Annotated in this window: 19 protein-coding genes and 1 riboswitch; of the genes, 2 read left to right on the top strand and 17 right to left on the bottom strand. The window is 71.9% G+C overall.

Annotation, left to right across the window (positions count from 1 at the left end; translation table 11 throughout):
* Window positions 1-40: 40 nt before the first annotated feature.
* The 3 genes from ACTWPW_RS00910 to ACTWPW_RS00920 all read right to left on the bottom strand — a co-directional run bounded on the left by ACTWPW_RS00910 (window position 41) and on the right by ACTWPW_RS00920 (window position 2,585).
* The gene (locus ACTWPW_RS00910; protein WP_443167685.1) at window positions 41-1,327 is read right to left on the bottom strand and encodes a dicarboxylate/amino acid:cation symporter; all 1,287 of its coding nucleotides are present in this window, start codon (window positions 1,325-1,327) and stop codon (window positions 41-43) included.
* Window positions 1,328-1,401: 74 nt separating this feature from the next.
* Window positions 1,402-1,518, bottom strand: coding sequence for a putative leader peptide (locus ACTWPW_RS00915; protein ID WP_443167686.1), 117 nt, complete (start codon window positions 1,516-1,518; stop codon window positions 1,402-1,404).
* A gap of 23 nt (window positions 1,519-1,541) precedes the next feature.
* Entirely contained in the window at window positions 1,542-2,585 is a 1,044-nt protein-coding gene (locus ACTWPW_RS00920) for an LLM class F420-dependent oxidoreductase (RefSeq protein WP_375109248.1), read from the bottom strand.
* A gap of 92 nt (window positions 2,586-2,677) precedes the next feature.
* Here ACTWPW_RS00920 and ACTWPW_RS00925 point away from each other — a divergent pair, with 92 nt between their 5' ends.
* Entirely contained in the window at window positions 2,678-3,565 is an 888-nt protein-coding gene (locus ACTWPW_RS00925) for an endonuclease/exonuclease/phosphatase family protein (protein WP_443167687.1), read from the top strand.
* On the opposite strand, the gene ACTWPW_RS00930 is transcribed toward ACTWPW_RS00925, so the two are convergent.
* From ACTWPW_RS00930 to ACTWPW_RS00945, 4 genes are read right to left on the bottom strand one after another with little or no spacing between them, the layout of a single operon-like run.
* Entirely contained in the window at window positions 3,551-4,117 is a 567-nt protein-coding gene (locus tag ACTWPW_RS00930) for a nucleotidyltransferase family protein (protein ID WP_375109246.1), read from the bottom strand. The genes ACTWPW_RS00925 and ACTWPW_RS00930 overlap by 15 nt on opposite strands.
* Complete coding sequence (locus tag ACTWPW_RS00935; RefSeq protein ID WP_375109245.1) at window positions 4,114-5,205, bottom strand: XdhC family protein; 1,092 nt, start codon at window positions 5,203-5,205, stop codon at window positions 4,114-4,116. Before ACTWPW_RS00935 ends, ACTWPW_RS00930 begins: the two co-directional genes overlap by 4 nt.
* Entirely contained in the window at window positions 5,198-6,274 is a 1,077-nt protein-coding gene (locus ACTWPW_RS00940; protein WP_443167688.1) for a vWA domain-containing protein, read from the bottom strand. Before ACTWPW_RS00940 ends, ACTWPW_RS00935 begins: the two co-directional genes overlap by 8 nt.
* Window positions 6,267-7,133: an AAA family ATPase gene (locus ACTWPW_RS00945; protein WP_375109243.1), complete on the bottom strand. Its 867-nt coding sequence runs from the start codon at window positions 7,131-7,133 to the stop codon at window positions 6,267-6,269. The genes ACTWPW_RS00940 and ACTWPW_RS00945 overlap by 8 nt, the downstream gene beginning before the upstream one ends.
* A gap of 285 nt (window positions 7,134-7,418) precedes the next feature.
* Between ACTWPW_RS00945 and ACTWPW_RS00950 the strand changes: the two genes are divergently transcribed.
* Window positions 7,419-7,667, top strand: a complete 249-nt coding sequence (locus ACTWPW_RS00950) for a hypothetical protein (protein ID WP_364118383.1) — start codon at window positions 7,419-7,421, stop codon at window positions 7,665-7,667.
* Here ACTWPW_RS00950 and ACTWPW_RS00955 read toward each other — a convergent pair.
* The 10 genes from ACTWPW_RS00955 to ACTWPW_RS01000 all read right to left on the bottom strand — a co-directional run bounded on the left by ACTWPW_RS00955 (window position 7,664) and on the right by ACTWPW_RS01000 (window position 17,112).
* Window positions 7,664-8,116 (bottom strand): PH domain-containing protein, encoded by a 453-nt coding sequence (locus tag ACTWPW_RS00955; protein ID WP_375109242.1) that lies wholly within the window; start codon window positions 8,114-8,116, stop codon window positions 7,664-7,666. The genes ACTWPW_RS00950 and ACTWPW_RS00955 overlap by 4 nt on opposite strands.
* 19 nt (window positions 8,117-8,135) lie before the next feature.
* Window positions 8,136-8,603 (bottom strand): 6,7-dimethyl-8-ribityllumazine synthase, encoded by a 468-nt coding sequence (gene ribH, locus ACTWPW_RS00960; protein ID WP_364134904.1) that lies wholly within the window; start codon window positions 8,601-8,603, stop codon window positions 8,136-8,138.
* Complete coding sequence (locus ACTWPW_RS00965) at window positions 8,600-9,817, bottom strand: bifunctional 3,4-dihydroxy-2-butanone-4-phosphate synthase/GTP cyclohydrolase II (protein WP_375109241.1); 1,218 nt, start codon at window positions 9,815-9,817, stop codon at window positions 8,600-8,602. Before ACTWPW_RS00965 ends, ribH begins: the two co-directional genes overlap by 4 nt.
* A complete protein-coding gene (locus ACTWPW_RS00970; RefSeq protein ID WP_443167689.1) occupies window positions 9,814-10,473 on the bottom strand; it encodes a nicotinamide mononucleotide transporter family protein in 660 nt (219 codons plus the stop codon). The genes ACTWPW_RS00965 and ACTWPW_RS00970 overlap by 4 nt, the downstream gene beginning before the upstream one ends.
* On the bottom strand, window positions 10,470-11,060 hold the full coding sequence (locus ACTWPW_RS00975; protein WP_375109239.1) for a riboflavin synthase: 591 nt from the start codon (window positions 11,058-11,060) through the stop codon (window positions 10,470-10,472). The genes ACTWPW_RS00970 and ACTWPW_RS00975 overlap by 4 nt, the downstream gene beginning before the upstream one ends.
* Window positions 11,060-12,580 (bottom strand): bifunctional diaminohydroxyphosphoribosylaminopyrimidine deaminase/5-amino-6-(5-phosphoribosylamino)uracil reductase RibD, encoded by a 1,521-nt coding sequence (gene ribD, locus ACTWPW_RS00980; protein WP_443167690.1) that lies wholly within the window; start codon window positions 12,578-12,580, stop codon window positions 11,060-11,062. The genes ACTWPW_RS00975 and ribD overlap by 1 nt, the downstream gene beginning before the upstream one ends.
* 107 nt (window positions 12,581-12,687) lie before the next feature.
* Window positions 12,688-12,818, bottom strand: a riboswitch (FMN riboswitch).
* A gap of 77 nt (window positions 12,819-12,895) precedes the next feature.
* Window positions 12,896-13,657, bottom strand: a complete 762-nt coding sequence (locus ACTWPW_RS00985) for an oxygenase MpaB family protein (protein WP_375109237.1) — start codon at window positions 13,655-13,657, stop codon at window positions 12,896-12,898.
* Between the two features lie 83 nt (window positions 13,658-13,740).
* Window positions 13,741-14,403 carry a ribulose-phosphate 3-epimerase gene (gene rpe, locus ACTWPW_RS00990; RefSeq protein ID WP_364134922.1) on the bottom strand — a complete coding sequence of 221 codons (663 nt, stop codon included), beginning with the start codon at window positions 14,401-14,403 and terminating at the stop codon, window positions 13,741-13,743.
* 12 nt (window positions 14,404-14,415) lie between these two features.
* Window positions 14,416-15,429, bottom strand: a complete 1,014-nt coding sequence (locus tag ACTWPW_RS00995; protein WP_443167691.1) for a phosphatase PAP2 family protein — start codon at window positions 15,427-15,429, stop codon at window positions 14,416-14,418.
* A gap of 186 nt (window positions 15,430-15,615) precedes the next feature.
* Entirely contained in the window at window positions 15,616-17,112 is a 1,497-nt protein-coding gene (locus ACTWPW_RS01000) for an RsmB/NOP family class I SAM-dependent RNA methyltransferase (protein WP_375109234.1), read from the bottom strand.
* Between the last annotated feature and the right edge of the window lie 5 nt (window positions 17,113-17,117).

Consider the following 17,117-nt stretch of genomic DNA (forward strand, 5'->3'; position numbering starts at 1 on the left):
GGTGGGAAGCCGCCCGCTTCCCACCCCTCGTTCCCGGAGGTCAGGCCGCAACCGGCTCCGGTGCCCGCAGCGTCCCGGCCGGCTCGTTGTCGAGCGGCTGGGGCGGCGCGTTGAAAACTTCTCGGTCCAAACGCCTTTCGCTGGCGGCCACCACAACACATACTGTCAGTTGTCCGGCAACGTTGGTCGCGGTGCGGATCATGTCGAGGATCGGGTCGATCGCCAGCAGCAGGCCGACGCCCTCAAGCGGCAGCCCCAGCGTGCTGAGCGTGAGCGTCAGCATGACCGTGGCGCCGGTCAGGCCCGCCGTGGCGGCCGAGCCGACCACCGAGACGAACGCGATCAGCAGGTAGTCACCCAGCCCGAGCGGCACCCCGAACACCTGGGCCACGAAGATCGCGGCCAGCGCCGGGTACACCGAGGCGCAGCCGTCCATCTTGGTCGTGGCCCCGAACGGCACGGCGAACGAGGCGTAGTCGCGGTCCACGCCGTTGCGCTCGATCGTGACCCGCTGCGTCAGCGGCAGCGTGCCGACCGACGAGCGCGAGACGAAGGCCAGCTCGATCGCGGGCCAGGCGTTGCGGAAGAACCGGACGGGGCTGACCTTGCCCCACACCGCCAGCACCGTCGGGTAGACGACCAGCAGCACCACGAAGCAGGCGACGTAGACCCCGGCGCTGAACTTGGCCAGCGGCGCCAGCAGGTCCCACCCGTACGTGGACACCGCCTTGCCGATCAGCCCCGCCGTGCCGATGGGGGCCAGCCGGATGACCCACCACAGCGCCTTCTGCACCAGCTCCAGCACGGAACGGGCGAGGCTCAGGAACGGCTCGGCCTTCTCGCCGGCCGCCAGGGCCGCGGCGCCGAGCACGACTCCCAGGAAGACGATCTGGAGGACGTTCACCTCGGTGAAGGCGGTGACGACGTTGGTCGGCAGGATGCCGGTGACGAAGTCGAGCCAGGTGCCGGCGTTCTCGGGGGCCTTGGCGGCGCCGGTGTCGAGGGTGACGCCCCGGCCGGGGTCGATGAGCAGGCCGAGCCCGATCGCCAGGGACACCGAGACGAACGCGGTGACCAGGAACCACAGGAGCGTCTTGGTGGCCAGCCGGGCCGCGCCGTTGACGTTGCGCAGGTTGGCCACGCTGACCAGCACGGCGGTGAAGACCAGCGGCGGCACGGCGAGCTTGAGGAGCTGCACGAAGATCTGGCCGACCCGGGTCAGCGTCTCGGCCAGCCAGGTCACGTCCCAGACCTTGGCCACGAATCCGAGCGCCACGCCGATCGCCAGGCCCAGCAGCAACTGCAGGGAAAAGGAGAATCTCTTCACGGAGAGGGAAGCCTTCGAAACGAGGGCATGCCGGAGGCAGCCCGTGAGGGTATGGATGAACGCGGGCGGAGCGGTCAGCGACAGATCGATCCGTGCAACCGGCACAGATCGATGTGCAGCCGCTCGACGAGCCACACGAACACCAGGGAGAACCTCACGAGCTGCAACAACGGCCGTGAAAAGCGCGGCATTCCCCTATGAGGGGTGATTCACCTCACTGTCCGGCGATCTCCTTGATCGTCTCGATCAGCCGCACCCGCTCCTCGTGCGTCCTGCCCAGCGGCGTCACGTTGAGGGTGGTCACGCCCGACTCCTTCATGGCCTGGACGCGGTCGCGGACGAAGCCCTCGCTGCCGACCAGCGACATCTTCTCCAGCAGCTCGGCCGGGACCAGCGCGGCGGCCTCGTCCTTCTTGCCCTCGAGGTAGAGGTCCTGGATCCGCTCGGCCTCCTTCTCGTAGCCGTAGCGCCTGGCCAGGTCGTTGTAGAAGTTCCTGCCCTTGGCGCCCATGCCGCCGATGTAGAGGGCCGCCATCGGGCGGCCGAACTCCAGCAGCCCCGCCACGTCGTCGCCGATCGCCAGCGTCGCCTGGGCGATGACGTCCAGCTCGCCCAGCTCGGGGTCCCGCTTGGCCTTCCCGGCGGCCAGCGAGGCGCCCCAGACGTCGGCGGCCTTCTCGGGGACGTAGAAGATCGGCTCCCAGCCCTCGGCCAGCTCGGCGGTCAGCTCGACGTTCTTGGGGCCGATGGCGGCCACCACGACGGGGATGCGGGAGCGTACGGGACGGTTGATGATCTTCAGCGGCTTGCCCAGGCCGGTGCCCTGGCCGGGCGCGAGCGGCACCGTGTAGTGCCGGCCGTCGTACTGCACGCGCTCGCGCCGCCACACCTGGCGGCAGATCTCGATGATCTCCCTGGTACGCCCGAGCGGCGCGGTGAACGGCACCCCGTGGAAGCCCTCGATCACCTGCGGCCCCGAGGAGCCCAGCCCGAGCGTGAAGCGCCCGTCGGAGACGTAGTCGAGACCCGCGGCGGTCATGGCCAGCAGCGTCGGCGTGCGCGAGTAGATCGGCAGGATGCCCGAGGCGATCTCCAGCCGCTCGGTCTTGGCCGCGATGTAACCCATCTGACTGACGGCGTCGAACGAGTACGCCTCGGCCACGAACACGATGTCGAGTCCGGCCTTCTCGTAGTCGGCCAGCTCGGCCACCGACTCCTTGAAGCCGCCCGAGTAGTTGAGTGCCATACCGATACGCATGCCGGGCTCCCATGAAACCGAATGATGTTCTGTCGCGACGGGAACATGTTATCGCGCCGGGCCGCCGGGCCCGAGCCGCTAGCCTGGCTCGGGTGCTGAGTCGCGTCGTCATCGTCGTGTCCGCCTTGGTGGCCGTGGCCCTGGCGGGGCACCGGCTGATCCCCGCGTTCGTCGGGTTCACGCCCGTCCTGGAGAGCCTGCTGCCCTGGATGGGCCTGGCCGTGCCGCTGCTGCTGGCCGCCGCCGCGCTGGCACGCTCCACGACGGCGGCCGCCGCGGCGCTGGCGCCGGGAGTGGTGTGGGCCGTGATGTTCGGCTCCACGCTGCTGCGCACGCCGCCGGGCGGCCCCAGCGACCTGGCCGTCGGCACGGTCAACGTGGGCGTGCGCAACAGCGCCTCCGGCGAGGCCGTGCGCGTGATCGCCAAGGACCTCGACGTCCTGGCGGCCCAGGAGCTGACCAGCGGCGGGCCCGCGGCCAAGCAGCTCAACAAGATGTTCAAATACCACTATCCGGTCAGCACGGTCGGCCTGTGGAGCCGCTACCCGATCAGCGAGACCAAGCCGCTCGACGTCGGCCTTGGCTGGCCGCGCGCCCTGCGCGCCGTGGTCAGCACCCCCAAGGGCAAGGTGACCGTCTACGTCATGCACCTGGCCTCGGCCAGGCCCGGCCAGACCAGCTCGCGCGACGCCTCGCTGGCCCACGCGCGCAGGCTCATCGACGCCGACCGCAGCAAGCGCATCCTGCTGCTCGGCGACCTCAACACCGCCACCACCGACCGCGGCATGCTTGGGCTGACCCCGCCGCTGACCGACGCCCAGAGCGCGGCCGGCGAGGGGTTCGGCTTCACCTGGCCCGCCGAGTTCCCGATCACCAGGCCCGACCACATCCTGTTCAGGGGCATGACGGCGACCAAGGCGGGGGTGGCCCCGGCGACCGGCAGCGACCACCGGGCCGCGATCGCCTCACTCCGGCTGTAGCCGGACCAGGTCCTCGGGCGTGTCGATGTCGGCGGGGTCGCCGTGCCCGTCGCACGGCACCTCGGTGACCAGCTCGGGATGCGCCTTCATGAACGGCCGCGCCCCGACGTCGCCTTCGGCCAGCCGGGCCACCGCGGCGAAGTGCTCGCGGGCGATCAGCACGGGGTTCCTGCGCCGGCCGCCGTACGTCGCGACCGCCAGGCCGGCGCCCGAGCCGATCAGCTCGCGTACCGCGCCGGGGCGGATCAGCGGCTGGTCGACCAGCGCGACCACGACGGACTCCGCCTCCTGCGGCAACGCGGCCAGCCCGACGCGCAGGGAGGAGCCCATGCCGGCGGCCCAGTCCGGATTGCGTACGGTCACCGCCCCTCGCACCTGAACCGTGGCCGCGCCGAGCACGACCACCACCGGGTGGCAGCCGCCGTCCTCCAGCAGCCGCACGCCGCGGTCCACCAGCCGCTCGCCCTCGTACTCGACCAGCGCCTTCGGCCGGCCCAGCCGGGACCCCTGCCCCGCGGCCAGCAGCAGCCCGGCCACCTTGGAGGCCCTCACGGCGCCTCGTGGTGGATGCGGCCCTCCGTCGTGGACAGCGGGCGGCCGGAGCCGCCCCAGCGCAGCTGGATGAGCTCGGCGGCGATCGACACGGCCGTCTCCTCCGGGGTGCGCGCGCCGAGGTCGAGGCCGATGGGCGACCTGAGCCGGGCCAGCTCGTCCTCGGTGAGGCCGGACTCGCGCAGCCGCTCCAGACGGTCCTCGTGCGTACGGCGCGAGCCCATGGCGCCCACGTACCCGGCTCCGGTGCGCAGCGCCACCTCCAGCAGCGGCACGTCGAACTTGGGGTCGTGGGTCAGCACGCAGATCACCGTACGCTCGTCCACCGGCACGGAGGCCAGGTAGTCGTGGGGCCACTTGACCACGACCTCGTCGGCGTCGGGGAAGCGCTTGGCGGTGGCGAAGATCGGCCGCGCGTCGCACACCGTGACGTGGTAGCCGAGGAACTTGCCCACCCGGGCCACCGCCGCGGCGAAGTCGATCGCCCCGAACACCAGCATCCGCGGCGGCGGCGCGAACGAGTGCACGAACACCGCCAGGTCGTCCAGCCGCCGCTCCCCCTGGCCGCCGTAGCGCCTGATGCCGGTCAGTCCCTGGGCCAGCATGCCGCGGGCGTCGTCGTCCACGGCCTCGTCGAGGCGGTCGACGCCGAGGGTGCCCGTGGAGCGGTCCGGCCAGATGACGCGGCGGGCGCCGACCTGGCCGGGGCCGGAGATGACGGTGGCCACGGTGACCGGCTCGTGCGCGTCGATGGACGCCGCGACGTCGCCGAGCTCGGGGAAGGTCTCGATCGAGACGGGCTCGACGAGGATGTCGATGATGCCGCCGCAGGTGAGCCCGACGGCGAAGGCGTCGTCGTCGCTCACGCCGTACCGCTGCAGGACGGGCGCGTCGATGTCGGCGGCGAGCTCGAACACCGCGCCCTCGACGCATCCGCCGGACACGCTGCCGACCACCTCGTCGCCGCGCACCGCCATGGCCGCGCCCGGCGGCCTGGGGGCGCTGCTCCACGTGCCCACCACCGTGGCCAGCCCGAACCTGAGCCCGGAACGCCACCACTTCATGATCTCCGGCAGCACGTCACGCATGCGCGAGCCTTTCGCTGAGTTGCTCGTAGGCGGCCAGGCTGTGCCCGGCCACCAGGTCGTCGAGGTGAGGCAGGGCGGCCCGCATACCGCCGGTGAGCGGCTGGTAGTCCTCGTATCCCTTGTGCGGGTTGACCCAGATCACTCGGTACGCCTGCCGGGCCAGCCTGGCCATCTGCGTGCCCAGCAGCTCCGGGTCACCACGTTCCCAACCGTCCGAGGCGATCACCGCGATCGCCCCCCTGGCGCTGTAACGGGCCAGGAACTCCTTCAGTTCCTCCCCCAGCCGGGTCCCGCCGCTCCAGTCGGGGATGGTTTTGGACGCCTCGTTCAGCGCGGTGCCGGGGTCGCGGTGGCGCAGCTCGGCGGTGATCGGGGTGAGCCTGGTGCCGACGGAGTAGACCTTGGTGGCCCGCGGCTCGCTCCTGACCAGGGCGTGGGCGAAGCGCAGCAGCGTCTCGGCATAAGGAGCCATCGACCCGCTGACGTCCACGAACAGCACGACCGGGCGCGGCCGGGTGGTGTGCCTGCGGTGGCGGAGCCGGGCCACCTCGCCCTTCCTGAGCGCGTCGCGGATGGTGCGCCGCTGGTCCAGGACGCCGCGGTGGGCGGATTCGTACCGGCGCGAGCGCCGCCGCGCCCGGCCGGCCCTGAGCATGGCCAGCATCCGGTGCACCTCGGCCCGCTCGGCCTCGCTCAGCCGGGCGACGTCCCGGTGCCGCAGCACCTCGGTCCGGCTCGCGGTGGCCGGCGCCGTCGTGCCGTCGTCGTCCCCGGCCTCGCCGCCGGTGTCCTGCTCGGCCAGGTGGCGGGTGACGCTCGTGGTCGCCGCACGCGCCGGGGTCGCCCGCCGGCCGGCGAAGTAGGCGGCGAAGCACCGGTCGTACCGGGGCAGGTCGTCGGGCGTGGCGCACAGCGTCAGCCGCCCGGCCCAGTAGACCTCGCCGGAGTCGGTCACGTCGAGATGGTCGAGCGCCCTGAGCAGGTTCTGCGTCCGCTCGTGGTCGGCGGCGACACCCGCCGCGCGCAGCGTCCTGGCGAACCCGGTCATGGTGGCGGCCAGCTCATCCATGGGTGAGCAGCCCGTTGCCGACCACGGCCGCGACGTCCTCGCGATATTTCAGCGCCGCGCCGAGCGTGGCGGCGGCCAGGCCGGGGTCGAGCTCCTTGGCCCCCAGCGTCAGCAGCGCCTCCGTCCAGTCCAGCGTCTCGGCCACGCCGGGCGGCTTGACCAGGTCGGCCTGCCGCAGCCGCTCGGCCGCCCGCGCCACCTGCATGGCCAGCGTCTCGGTGCACTCGGGCAGGCGCCGCAGCAGGATCGCGACCTCGCGGTCGAAGCCCGGGTGCTCCAGCCAGTGGTAGAGGCAGCGCCGCTTGAGCGCGTCGTGCACCTCGCGCGTGCGGTTGGAGGTCACCACGACCACCGGCGGCGTCCTGGCCTTGATGGTGCCTAGCTCGGGGATGGAGATCGTGAAGTCGGAGAGCACCTCGAGCAGGAACGCCTCGAACTCGTCGTCGGCCCGGTCGATCTCGTCCACCAGCAGCACGCTGGGCTGCGTCTCGATCGCCTTCAGCAGCGGCCTGGCGATCAGGAACCGCCGGTCGTAGATCTCCCCCTCCAGCCTGCTCACGTCGGTGACCCCGGCGGCCTCGGCGGCCTTGAGGTGGAGGAGCTGGCGGGCGAAGTCCCAGTCGTACAGGGCCTGGGCCGCGTCCAGCCCCTCGTAGCACTGCAGCCTGATGAGCGGCGCCTTCAGCAGCGCGGCCAGGGTCTTGGCCAGCTCGGTCTTCCCGACCCCGGCCTCCCCTTCGAGAAACAGCGGCCGCCCCATCCGCAACGCCAGGAAGGCGGCCGTGGCCAGCCCTTCGTCGGCCAGGTAGGCGTGCCGGTCGAGCAGCTCGATGAGCCGGTCCGGCGAGTCGATGTCCATTGCCCTGATTGTCCGCCGCAGCACGCCTTCAGGCTACGTCCACACCTCGCCTCCGCGATATTCACCCGGAGCGGCCGTCACGAACTGTAAGCTTACGCTCACCGAACGAGAGGACGAACAAGGCATGCCCCCACGCCTTGCCCGAGAAGAAGCTGATGCCCCGCCTCTTCTCCCACGGCTTCCTTCGCACACAGCTCCATGACCACGTCCGCCACCACCTGGAGGAATGATGACCGTGTACGCCGCCACGGCCACCACGACGGCCGAAGTCCTCGGCGAGAACTGATGTCCGCGCAGTTCAGCACGCCGGAGCCCTGGGACCGCTATCCCGTGTCCCCGGAAGCCCGGCAGCAGAGCAAGATCACCGCAGCGCGCCGGGCGATCGACGTCGCCCTGCAGTCACGCTTCCTCTGGATCAGCCGCGAGCAGCGCGAAGCCATCTCCGCCTGCGAGGACCTCGACATCCTGCAGGCGTGGCTGATCCGCATCCTCACGGTCGACACGGTGGACGAGCTCTTCCCCGAGCCCGGCTAACCCTCGCGCGCCTCCCCGCGCTCCCGGATCAGGGCCCGCAGTTCGGCCGTGGCCCGGCGGGCGCGGGCCTTCTCCGAGCCCTGGATCCCCATGGCCCCGACGGTGTGCCCGTCGGAGAAGTCGATCCGCGGCCACGGGTCGCCCACCAGCAGCGTGACGTCCAGGATCTCCGGCCACGAGTAGCGGTGGGTGCGGACGGCGTTGACGACCGTGAGGCCCTTCTCGTCGGCCTCCACCCGCACCCGGCCCAGCAGATGCAGCACCCACGCCACCCCGCCCCCGAAGGCCACGATCGCCACCCGGTCGGCCAGCTGGAACGGCTGGGCGATGAAGATCGCCATCACCACCGCCCCCAGCACGATCAGCACGGCGAAGCCATAGGCGACGAACCGTCCCCGGCGAGGGCGCCAGGTGACGGGCAGGGGCGGAGGGGACACGGGCTCTGACACGAGGGAAACCTACCGTAGGTCAGCCGAGGTCTCTCAGGAGGAGTGCGGTCTCGAGCGCGGCGATGGCCGACTCGTAACCCTTGTCCTCCTTGCTCCCTGGCAGACCCGAGCGGTCGAGTGCCTGGTCCATGGTCTCGCACGTGAGCACGCCGTTGCCGACCGGCGTCTCCTCGTCCAGCGAGATCCGGGTCAGGCCCGACGTCACCGAGTCGCAGACGTAGTCGAAATGCGCGGTGTCGCCGCGGATGACCGCGCCCAGGGCCACCACCGCGTCACAGCGGCGGGCCAGCGCCTGGGCGACCACCGGGATCTCCAGCGAGCCAGGCACCCGCACCACCGTCGCCGTGGCGCCGCTGTCGTCGCACGCCTGCACGGCCCGCGACACCAGCTGGTCGGTGATCTTGGCGTGCCAGCTGGCCGCCACGACCCCCACCGTCAGCCCCGACGCGTCCGGCGCCGCGACGCCCGGCCGTCCTTCCCCACTCATGACGCCTCCGAGATGTCGTGGCCCAGGCGATCGCGCTTGGCCTTGAGGTAACGCTCGTTGTACGGGTTCATGGCCACGGGCATGGCCTCGCGGCCGAGGACCTTGATTCCGTAGCCGTCCATGCCCTTGAGCTTGGCCGGGTTGTTGGTGAGCAGCCGCACCGACTTGACGCCGAGGTCGGCCAGGATCTGCCCCGCGTTGGAGAACTCCCGCGCGTCCACCGGCAGCCCCAGCTCCACGTTGGCGTCCACGGTGTCGCTGCCGTTGTCCTGCAGGCTGTACGCCTTCAGCTTGGCCAGCAGCCCGATACCCCGGCCCTCGTGGCCGCGCAGGTAGACGATCACGCCGCGGCCCTCCTGCGCGACGGCCGCCATGGCGTGGTCGAGCTGCACCCCGCAGTCGCAGCGCAGCGAGCCGAACACGTCGCCGGTCAGGCATTCGGAGTGGGCTCTGACCAGGATGTTCTCGCCTCCGGCCAGGTCGCCGAGGACCAGCGCGACGTGCTCGCCGCCGTCGAGCGCGCTGGCGTAGCCGTACGCCCGCCACATCCCGTACGCGTTCGGCAGCCGCGTCTCGGCGACCCTGGTGACCATGCTCTCGGCCCGCCGGCGGTAGTCGACGAGCTGCTCGATGGAGACCAGGGCCAGGTCGTGCTCGTCGGCGAAGCGGCGCAGCTCGGGCAGCCTGGCCATGGTGCCGTCGTCGTTGACCACCTCGGCCAGCGCGCCGGCCGCCGACAGCCCGGCCAGCCTGGCCAGGTCCACGGCCGCCTCGGTGTGGCCGCGCCGGGCCAGCACGCCGCCCTCGTGGTAGCGCAGCGGGAAGATGTGCCCCGGGCGGACGAGCTCGTTGGGCTCGGTGGCCGAGTCGGCCAGCGTGCGGATCGTCCTGGCCCGGTCGGCCGCCGAGATGCCCGTCGTAACGCCGTCGCGGGCGTCCACGGTGATCGTGTACGCCGTGCGCATGCGCTCCTTGTTGTGGAAGACCATGAGCGGCAGGCCGAGCCGGTCGAGCTCCTTGCCCTCCATCGCCACGCAGATCATGCCGCTGGTGTGCCGGATCGTGAACGTGCACAGCTCCGGCGTGGCCTTGGCCGCGGCGAAGATGAGGTCGCCCTCGTTCTCCCGGTTCTCGTCGTCGACCACCACCACGGGCTTGCCGGCGCGCATGTCCTCGATGGCGCGCTCGATCGGGTCGAGCTTGATGTCGCTCATTGCGCCACCGCCAGGCCGAGGGAGGAGGTGCGGTATTCGCGCAGCCACTTCACGAACCCGATGATGACCAGGACGAAGAAGATGCCGTAGACGTAGCCGGAGACCACCAGGCCCGAGCTGAACGCCAGCGGCACCCCGACCAGGTCCACGGCCACCCACACCATCCAGAAGTCCACCAGCGCCCTGCCCTGCGCCCACGTGGCCACCGCGCTGCCGACGAAGATGTAGGCGTCGGCGGCCACCAGGAACGCGCCCTTCGGCAGCGGCTCGTGAGCGCCCCACGACAGGCCGGTGACGTAGAACAGCACCCCGACCACGGCCGTGCCCACCAGCATGACGCCGATCAGCAGCGACCGCTCCCGCCACTGGGCGGGGCGCACGGCCAGCTGCTTGCCGTCCTGGGTGCCGCGCCGCCACGCCCACCACCCGTACACCGCCAGGGCCGCGAACAGCGCCTGCTTGAGCGCGTTCCCGGTGATGTGGGCGTTGATCGAGGCGACGAACAGCAGCACCGAGCCGGTGAGCTGCACCGGCCACGTCCACATCGACTTGCGCATGGCCAGCAGGACCGTCGACAGGGCGGCGATGTTGCCCACCAGGTCGGTCCAGAGCACGTGCGTGCCGAATATCTCAAATCCGGCGTTGGCCCAGTTCACTGCCTGACCACCAGCCTTTCAACGTACTTCGCGATCACGTCGACCTCGATGTTCACCACGTCGCCCACCTGGCGTTCGCCCATGGTGGTGAGCTTCAGCGTGGTCGGGATGAGACTCACGCCGAAGCTGTCGTCGTCAACCGTCGTGACCGTCAGGCTGATTCCGTCGATCGCGATCGAGCCCTTCTCCGCCACGTAGCGGCTCAGCGCCTCGGACAGCGAGAACCGCAGGTCGTCCCAGTTCTCGCCGGGGTCGCGCGACAGCAGGACGGCGGTGCCGTCCACGTGGCCCTGCACGATGTGACCGCCGAGGCGCTGGTCGGCGCGTACGGCCCGCTCCAGGTTCACCGCCGAGCCCTCGGAGAGGTCGCCCAGGGAGCTGCGGTCGAGCGACTCCCTGATCACATCGACCGTGAAGACGTCGCCCTTGACCTCCACGACCGTGAGGCACACGCCGTTGACCGCGATCGAGTCACCATGCTTGGCGTCGGAGGTGACGACCGGGCCGCGCACCGACAGCAGAGCGCCACCGCCCGCCTGGTCGATGGCCACCACTTCGCCCTTCTCCTCAATGATTCCGGTGAACATCACTTCTCCCTGCCTGGTTGTGTGGTGGGCCGGGCAATCAGCCGTACATCCGGCCCGATGGGGGAAATTTCGTCAAATTTCAGGTGATGGAGCTCGCCGATCGTCCGCACCCCGGCCGCGCCGAGCGCGGCCCGCCCGGACCCCAGCAACGCCGGCGCCAGGTACGCCACCACGCGATCGACCAGCCCCTGCTCGACGAACGCGCCCGCCAGCGTCGGGCCGCCCTCCAGGAACACGCTCACGACCCCTCGCGCCGCCAGCTCGCGGAGCAGGGCGTGCAGGTCGAGACCGCCGCCGTCGTGGCGGGGCAGGCGCAGGAGGTCGGCCTTGAGGTCGGTGTCGACGTCGTCGGCCACGGCGACGAGGGTGGGGGCTTGGTCGTCGAGGACCCGGGCGTCCCGGGGCGTCCTGGCGGACGGATCGACCACGACCCGCAGCGGCCCCCGCACCACCGCCCCCGGCGAACCGGAACTGCCACCGGTCACGCCGAACCCGGCGTCCGAGACCAAGCTGCCGCCCCCGGCACCCCAACGCCCCACCCCGGCGCCCTCGCGCCCCGCGCCGTCAAGCCGTGCGCCGTCAAGCCGAGCGCCGTCAAGCCGAGCGCCGTCAAGCCGAGCGCCGTCAGGCCCTGCGCCATCGGGTCCTGTGCCCGGGACGTCGCGCACTCCAGGCACGTCACCACGCGCAACCGCTACCAGCCCTTCGTCACCCGCTCCCGCTCCAAGAACGTGGCCGCCCGCACCCGTACTGCCGCGCACTCCGGGTGTGTCGCGGCCGGGGACCGTGGGGCGGGCGTCGTGCGCGGAGCCCGAACGGGCCATGAGGCCAGGGTTGTGCGCGGAGCCCGGGCGGGCCACGAGGCCGGGGTTGTACGCAGAGCCCGGGCGGGCCGTGAGGTGGGGGTCGTCTGCCAGCACCGTGCCGATGCCGGCCACGATCGCGTCGGAGGCCGCCCGGAGCCGGTGCACGTCGGCCCTGGCCTCCGGCGAGGTGATCCACTTGCTGGTGCCGTCCTCGGCCGCCGACCTGCCGTCCAGCGTCGCGGCGAACTTCCAGGTCACGTGGGGTCGCCCGAGCCGCGCGTACGTCAGCCACTCCTCGTTGACCCGCTCCGCGGCCTCGGTGAGGACCCCGGACGTGACGGCGACGCCGTGGGCCCGCAGCCGCGCCGCACCGCCCGCCGCCTTCGGGTTGGGGTCGGGCACCGCGATCACCACGCGCGCCACCCCGGCCTCCAGCAGGGCACGGCTGCACGGCCCCGTCCGGCCGGTGTGGTCGCAGGGCTCGAGCGTCACGTAGGCGGTGCCGCCCCTGGCCCGCTCGCCGGCCTGCGCGAGCGCGACCACCTCGGCGTGCGGCCCGCCCGCGTACGCGTGGAAGCCCTCGCCCGCGACCCGCCCGTCGGCGTCGAGCACGACGCAGCCGACCACGGGGTTGGGGCTGGTGGTGCCATGTCCGTGTCCGGCCAGCTCGACGGCGCGCGCCATGTGGGCGGCGTCCTGCGCGGGTATCTCCACCCCGGGTCTCCTACTCGCCAGTAGCTCTAAGCCACGGCGGGCCCCGGGGGATTCGCCATGATGCACAGATGCACCACGGCAGGCGCCCGGCTGGGACACCGGACACCTCGCGCGCTTCCTCCCATCCGGACTTTAACCGTCGGTCCCGGAATTTCACCGAGTCAACCGGCCGATGGCATCGGCCGGGTCGCGGACTGTCACCGCCGGTTCGGACTTTCACCGACCCCGGAGCACGCTAGCTCTCTTTCGCTACCAGTTTGCCATGCCCCGAACCGAGCATGCGACCGCCCCTCCCAACTTGACCAAGCGCTCGCTTCAGGCGGCCATCAGCCGGTGCGCGCGACGGGCCGCCGGGCTGTAGCGGACATGCCCCGGGACCAGGCCGATCCCGGTGTGCAGGGTGCGCAGCGTCGCCGTGGCCCACAGGTCGCCGACCGGCGTGGCGGGCAGCCCGTACAGCCGTCTCGCCCAGCGCGGCAGCGTGGCGAACGCGAGAAGCGTCAGCGCCGGCATCGCGGGCTTGAGCGGGGTCAGCAGGCGCGGGAGCGGGGCGTTGAGCGACATGCGCAGCGGGTGGGCGGCCTCGGGGACGAAGCGCAGCCCCGGGCGTTCGGCGTCGATGTAGTCGCGCAGCTCGGCGACCGAGCCGGGCACGTCGTCGGGCGCCAGCCCGACCACCTCGGCCGCCCGCTGCCACTCCGCCACGAACGTGTCCGCCTCGTCGTCCGTCAGCCGCACTCCGGCGCGGCGGGCGACCGACAGGTACGAGTCCACCTCGCCCACGTGCACCCAGCGCAGCGCGTCGGGGTCGTCGAGGTGGAAGGTGACGCCGGTGTCGGGGTCGTGGGCGGTCAGCTTGGCGTGGATCTTGCGTACGCGGCGGCCGGCGCGCTCGACCTCGGCGTGCGTTCCGTAGGTGCGTACGCGTACGAACTCGGTGGTCCGGACGAACCGCGACCACGCCTCCTGCGGATCCATGAGCGCGGAGTTCTGCAGCACGCCGCGCATCGCCCTCGGATGCAGCCCCTGCATCAGCAACGCGCGGATGCCGCCCACCAGCAGGATCGGCTCGCCCATCACCCGCCACGTCACCGAACGGGGCCCAAAGATCCCATGGTCACCCATAAGTGAATAGTTACCCAGGTGATGGGGGGTTCATGTCAGGAAATGGCGTGATTGGCGGCGGCTCTGAGGGCGTCGATGGCGGCCACCGGATCGGAGGCCCCGTAGACGGCGCTGCCCGCCACGAACACGTCGGCCCCCGCCTCGGCGCAGCGCTCGATGGTGCCCGCGTCGACTCCCCCGTCGACCTGCAGCCAGACCCGCCCGCCGTGCCGCCCGATGAGCTCACGCGCCCGCCGGACCTTCGGCAGCACGACGTCGAGGAACTTCTGCCCGCCGAACCCCGGCTCCACGGTCATCAGCAGCAGCATGTCGACCTCGCCGAGCAGGTCTTCGTACGGCTCCACGGCCGTGGCGGGGTTGAGCGCGAGGCCGGCCCTGGCGCCGAGGGAGCGGATCTCCCGCAGCGTACGGATCGGCGCCTTGGCCGCCTCCGCGTGAATGGTGACGCTGCCCGCCCCGGCCTCCGCGTACTGCGGCGCCCAGCGGTCGGGGTCGGCGATCATGAGATGGCAGTCGAGCGGGGTGTCGGTCGCCTTGCGCAGCGCCTCCACCACGGGCAGCCCAAGGGTCAGGTTGGGCACGAAGTGGTAGTCCATGACGTCGACGTGCAGCCAGTCGGCGTTGGGCACGGCGGCGGCCTCGTCGGCGAGCCTGGCGAAGTCGGCGGCGAGGATGCTGGGCGAGATCTGTACGGCCATGATTCCCCAAGTCTAGTGATGATCCCGCCGCCGCATCGCCCGGGACGATTCGTGAACGGGCTGCGGCTGCTTCGCCCGGTCCATCAGCCCGAGCCGGATGAACAGCACGGGCGCGCCCACCTGCACCCAGAGTGCCAGCAGCGCGTACCCCGCGTACGTCGCCGCCGCCGTCTGGGGCAGCGCTTCGCGCTCGGCGTACCAGATGAGCACCGCCACCACCGTGCCGAGCGCCCAGCGGGCGGCACGCACGCCGAGCGGCCCGCCCGCGTCGAACCAGCCCAGCCGGTACATGACCGATGTCCCGGCCAGCGTGCCGAGCAGCACGCCCGACATGGTGACGATCGTGTCCAGGCTCTCCGGATCGATCGCGCCCGCCGAGCTCCAGCTCTGCGGCGGGGCCCAGCCGGCGTACGGTGCGTTGGCCAGCGCGGCGACCCCGAGCAGCGCGCCGGACAGCGCCACGGAGGCGGCGAGCTGCACCCACAGGGCCTGCCGCCGCCACCAGGCCAGCGCGGGCCGCTCCAGCCTGCTCACCAGCCACAGCACGGCCGCCCCGAGCAACACACCGGCCACCACGTCGGAGATGAAGTGCACCCCCAGGTACACCCGGCTCAGGCACACCAGCCCGACGAGCACCCCCGCCGCCCACCACGCCCACGGCCTGCCCACCGCCACCGCCAGCCGCCCCAGGGCGGCGGTGCCGATCTGGGCATGCCCGGACGGGAGCCCGAAGGCTCCCTCGATGGAGAACGGGTGGATCCTCGCGTCGATCCAGTACGGCCTGGGCTGGTGGGCGGCGAACTTGCCGATCGCGTTCGTGGCGGCGGCCAGCAGGACGACGAAACCGAGACGCAGGCCGAGCGCCGGATTGACGCACCAGTAGAGGAGGGGCAGGCAGAGCAGGAAGAACGTGTCCGTGCCGAACACCGACACCAGCTCCAGCACGGGACGGACGGCATCGGGCCACCCCTGGAGCCAGACGATCGGCTCCAGCTCCGCCAGGTGAAGGTCATCCAGAAAGTCCACGCCGTCGATCGGACCACATGCACCGCCCCAAGTGCGACCCCGACCCAGACCAGACGCAGAACCAGAATCAGACCCAGAACCACGATCACGCCCAAGAGCACCGTCAGGCGGCCAGGCCCGCAATTCAAGCCAGGACCGCAGACCGCGATCAGGCCCCGCAGGCTCCCACGCCCCGCCGGCCCAGCGTCAGGGGCGTTTGCGGAGCAAGGCCAGGAACATGGCGTCGGTGCCGTGCCGGTGCGGCCAGAACTGGGCGTGCGGCCCGTCGCCGAGCTCGTCCACCTCGGGCAGGTAGTCGCGGGCATCGAGTTGCTCGAGGTCGTTCCTGCGCGCCATCAGATCGCCGACCACCACCCGCGTCTCGGCCAGGTGCGGAGAGCACGTGACGTAGGCCACGACGCCGCCGGGGCGCACGGCGTCCAGCGCTGTGTCGAGCAGGCGCCGCTGCAGCTTGCCCAGCTCGGCGATCCCGGCCGGATCGCGCCGCCAGCGCGCCTCGGGCCGCCGCCGCAGCGCGCCGAGCCCGGTGCAGGGCGCGTCGAGCATGACCCGGTCGAACACGCCCGGCCGCCAGGCAGGCTCGGTCCCGTCCACGGTGACCACCGACGCGTCCCTGGTGGTCTCCCAGACCAGCCGCGCCCGGTGATACTGAACGTCGGCGGCCACCAACCGCGCCCCACCCGGAAAAGCGTCGACAGCGGAAGCCCTCGCCGCTCCTTCCGGCGGTGCGGGCTCGGCGGTGCGGCGGCCGGCTTCGTGGTCAAGCGCGGCCAGGTCACCATGGACGGCGATGGCGTCCAGGAGCCCCGCCTTGCCGCCGGGCCCCGCGCACATGTCCAGCCACAGCTCGTCACCGTCCCCGTCGACCGGCACGCGGGTCAGGGCGAGCGCCACCAGTTGGCTGGCCTCGTCCTGAACGGCGGCACGTGTCTCGGCCACCGCCTCGATCTGCCCGGGATCGCCTTCGCGCAGGTATGCCGCGTACGGCGAGTAGCGGCCCGGCATGGCCCCCGAGTCCTCGAGCTCCTCCACCGAGCTGCGTCCCGGCCGCGCGACCAGCGTGACCAGCGGGCGGGCGTTGTCGGCGTCGAGCAGGTCGGCCAGCTCGCCCGGCCCGCCCAGGGCGTCGCGGAAGGCGGAGACGATCCACCGGGGGTGACCGTAGGCGACGGCGAGGTGCCCGACGGGGTCGTCGGCCGGGTCGGGCGCGACGATGGGCACCCATTCCTCGAGCGTCCTGGAGCCGATCTTGCGCAGCACCGCGTTGACGAACTTGGCGGCACCGGCACCGATGCGCAGGCGTACGAGATCGACGGTGGTGCCGACGGCCGCGTGCGGGGGCACGCGCATGCGCAGAAGCTGGTGGGCGCCGAGCCGCAGGGCGTCGCGCACGTCCGGGTCGGGCGCGCGGTCGCTGCACATCTCGATGATGGCGTCGTAGGTCCCGAGCCCGCGCAGCGTCCCGTACGCGAGCTCGGTCGCGAGCGCGGCATCGCGCCCCTTGATGCCACGCTCACGAAGGAGGCGCGGCAGAAGCAGGTTGGCGTACGCGTCGCGCTCGTCCACCGCCCGCACGACGTCGAAGGCCGCGTTGCGCGCGGGATCCCGCGCCGGTTTCCGCGGCCTCGGAGCACGGCCCTCGCCGCCTCTGCCGTTGGCCCCCTGGTGCCCCCTGGTCTTCATCCCCT

It is taken from the genome of Nonomuraea sp. KM90, assembly GCF_052246675.1.
Taxonomy (GTDB): Bacteria; Actinomycetota; Actinomycetes; order Streptosporangiales; family Streptosporangiaceae; genus Nonomuraea.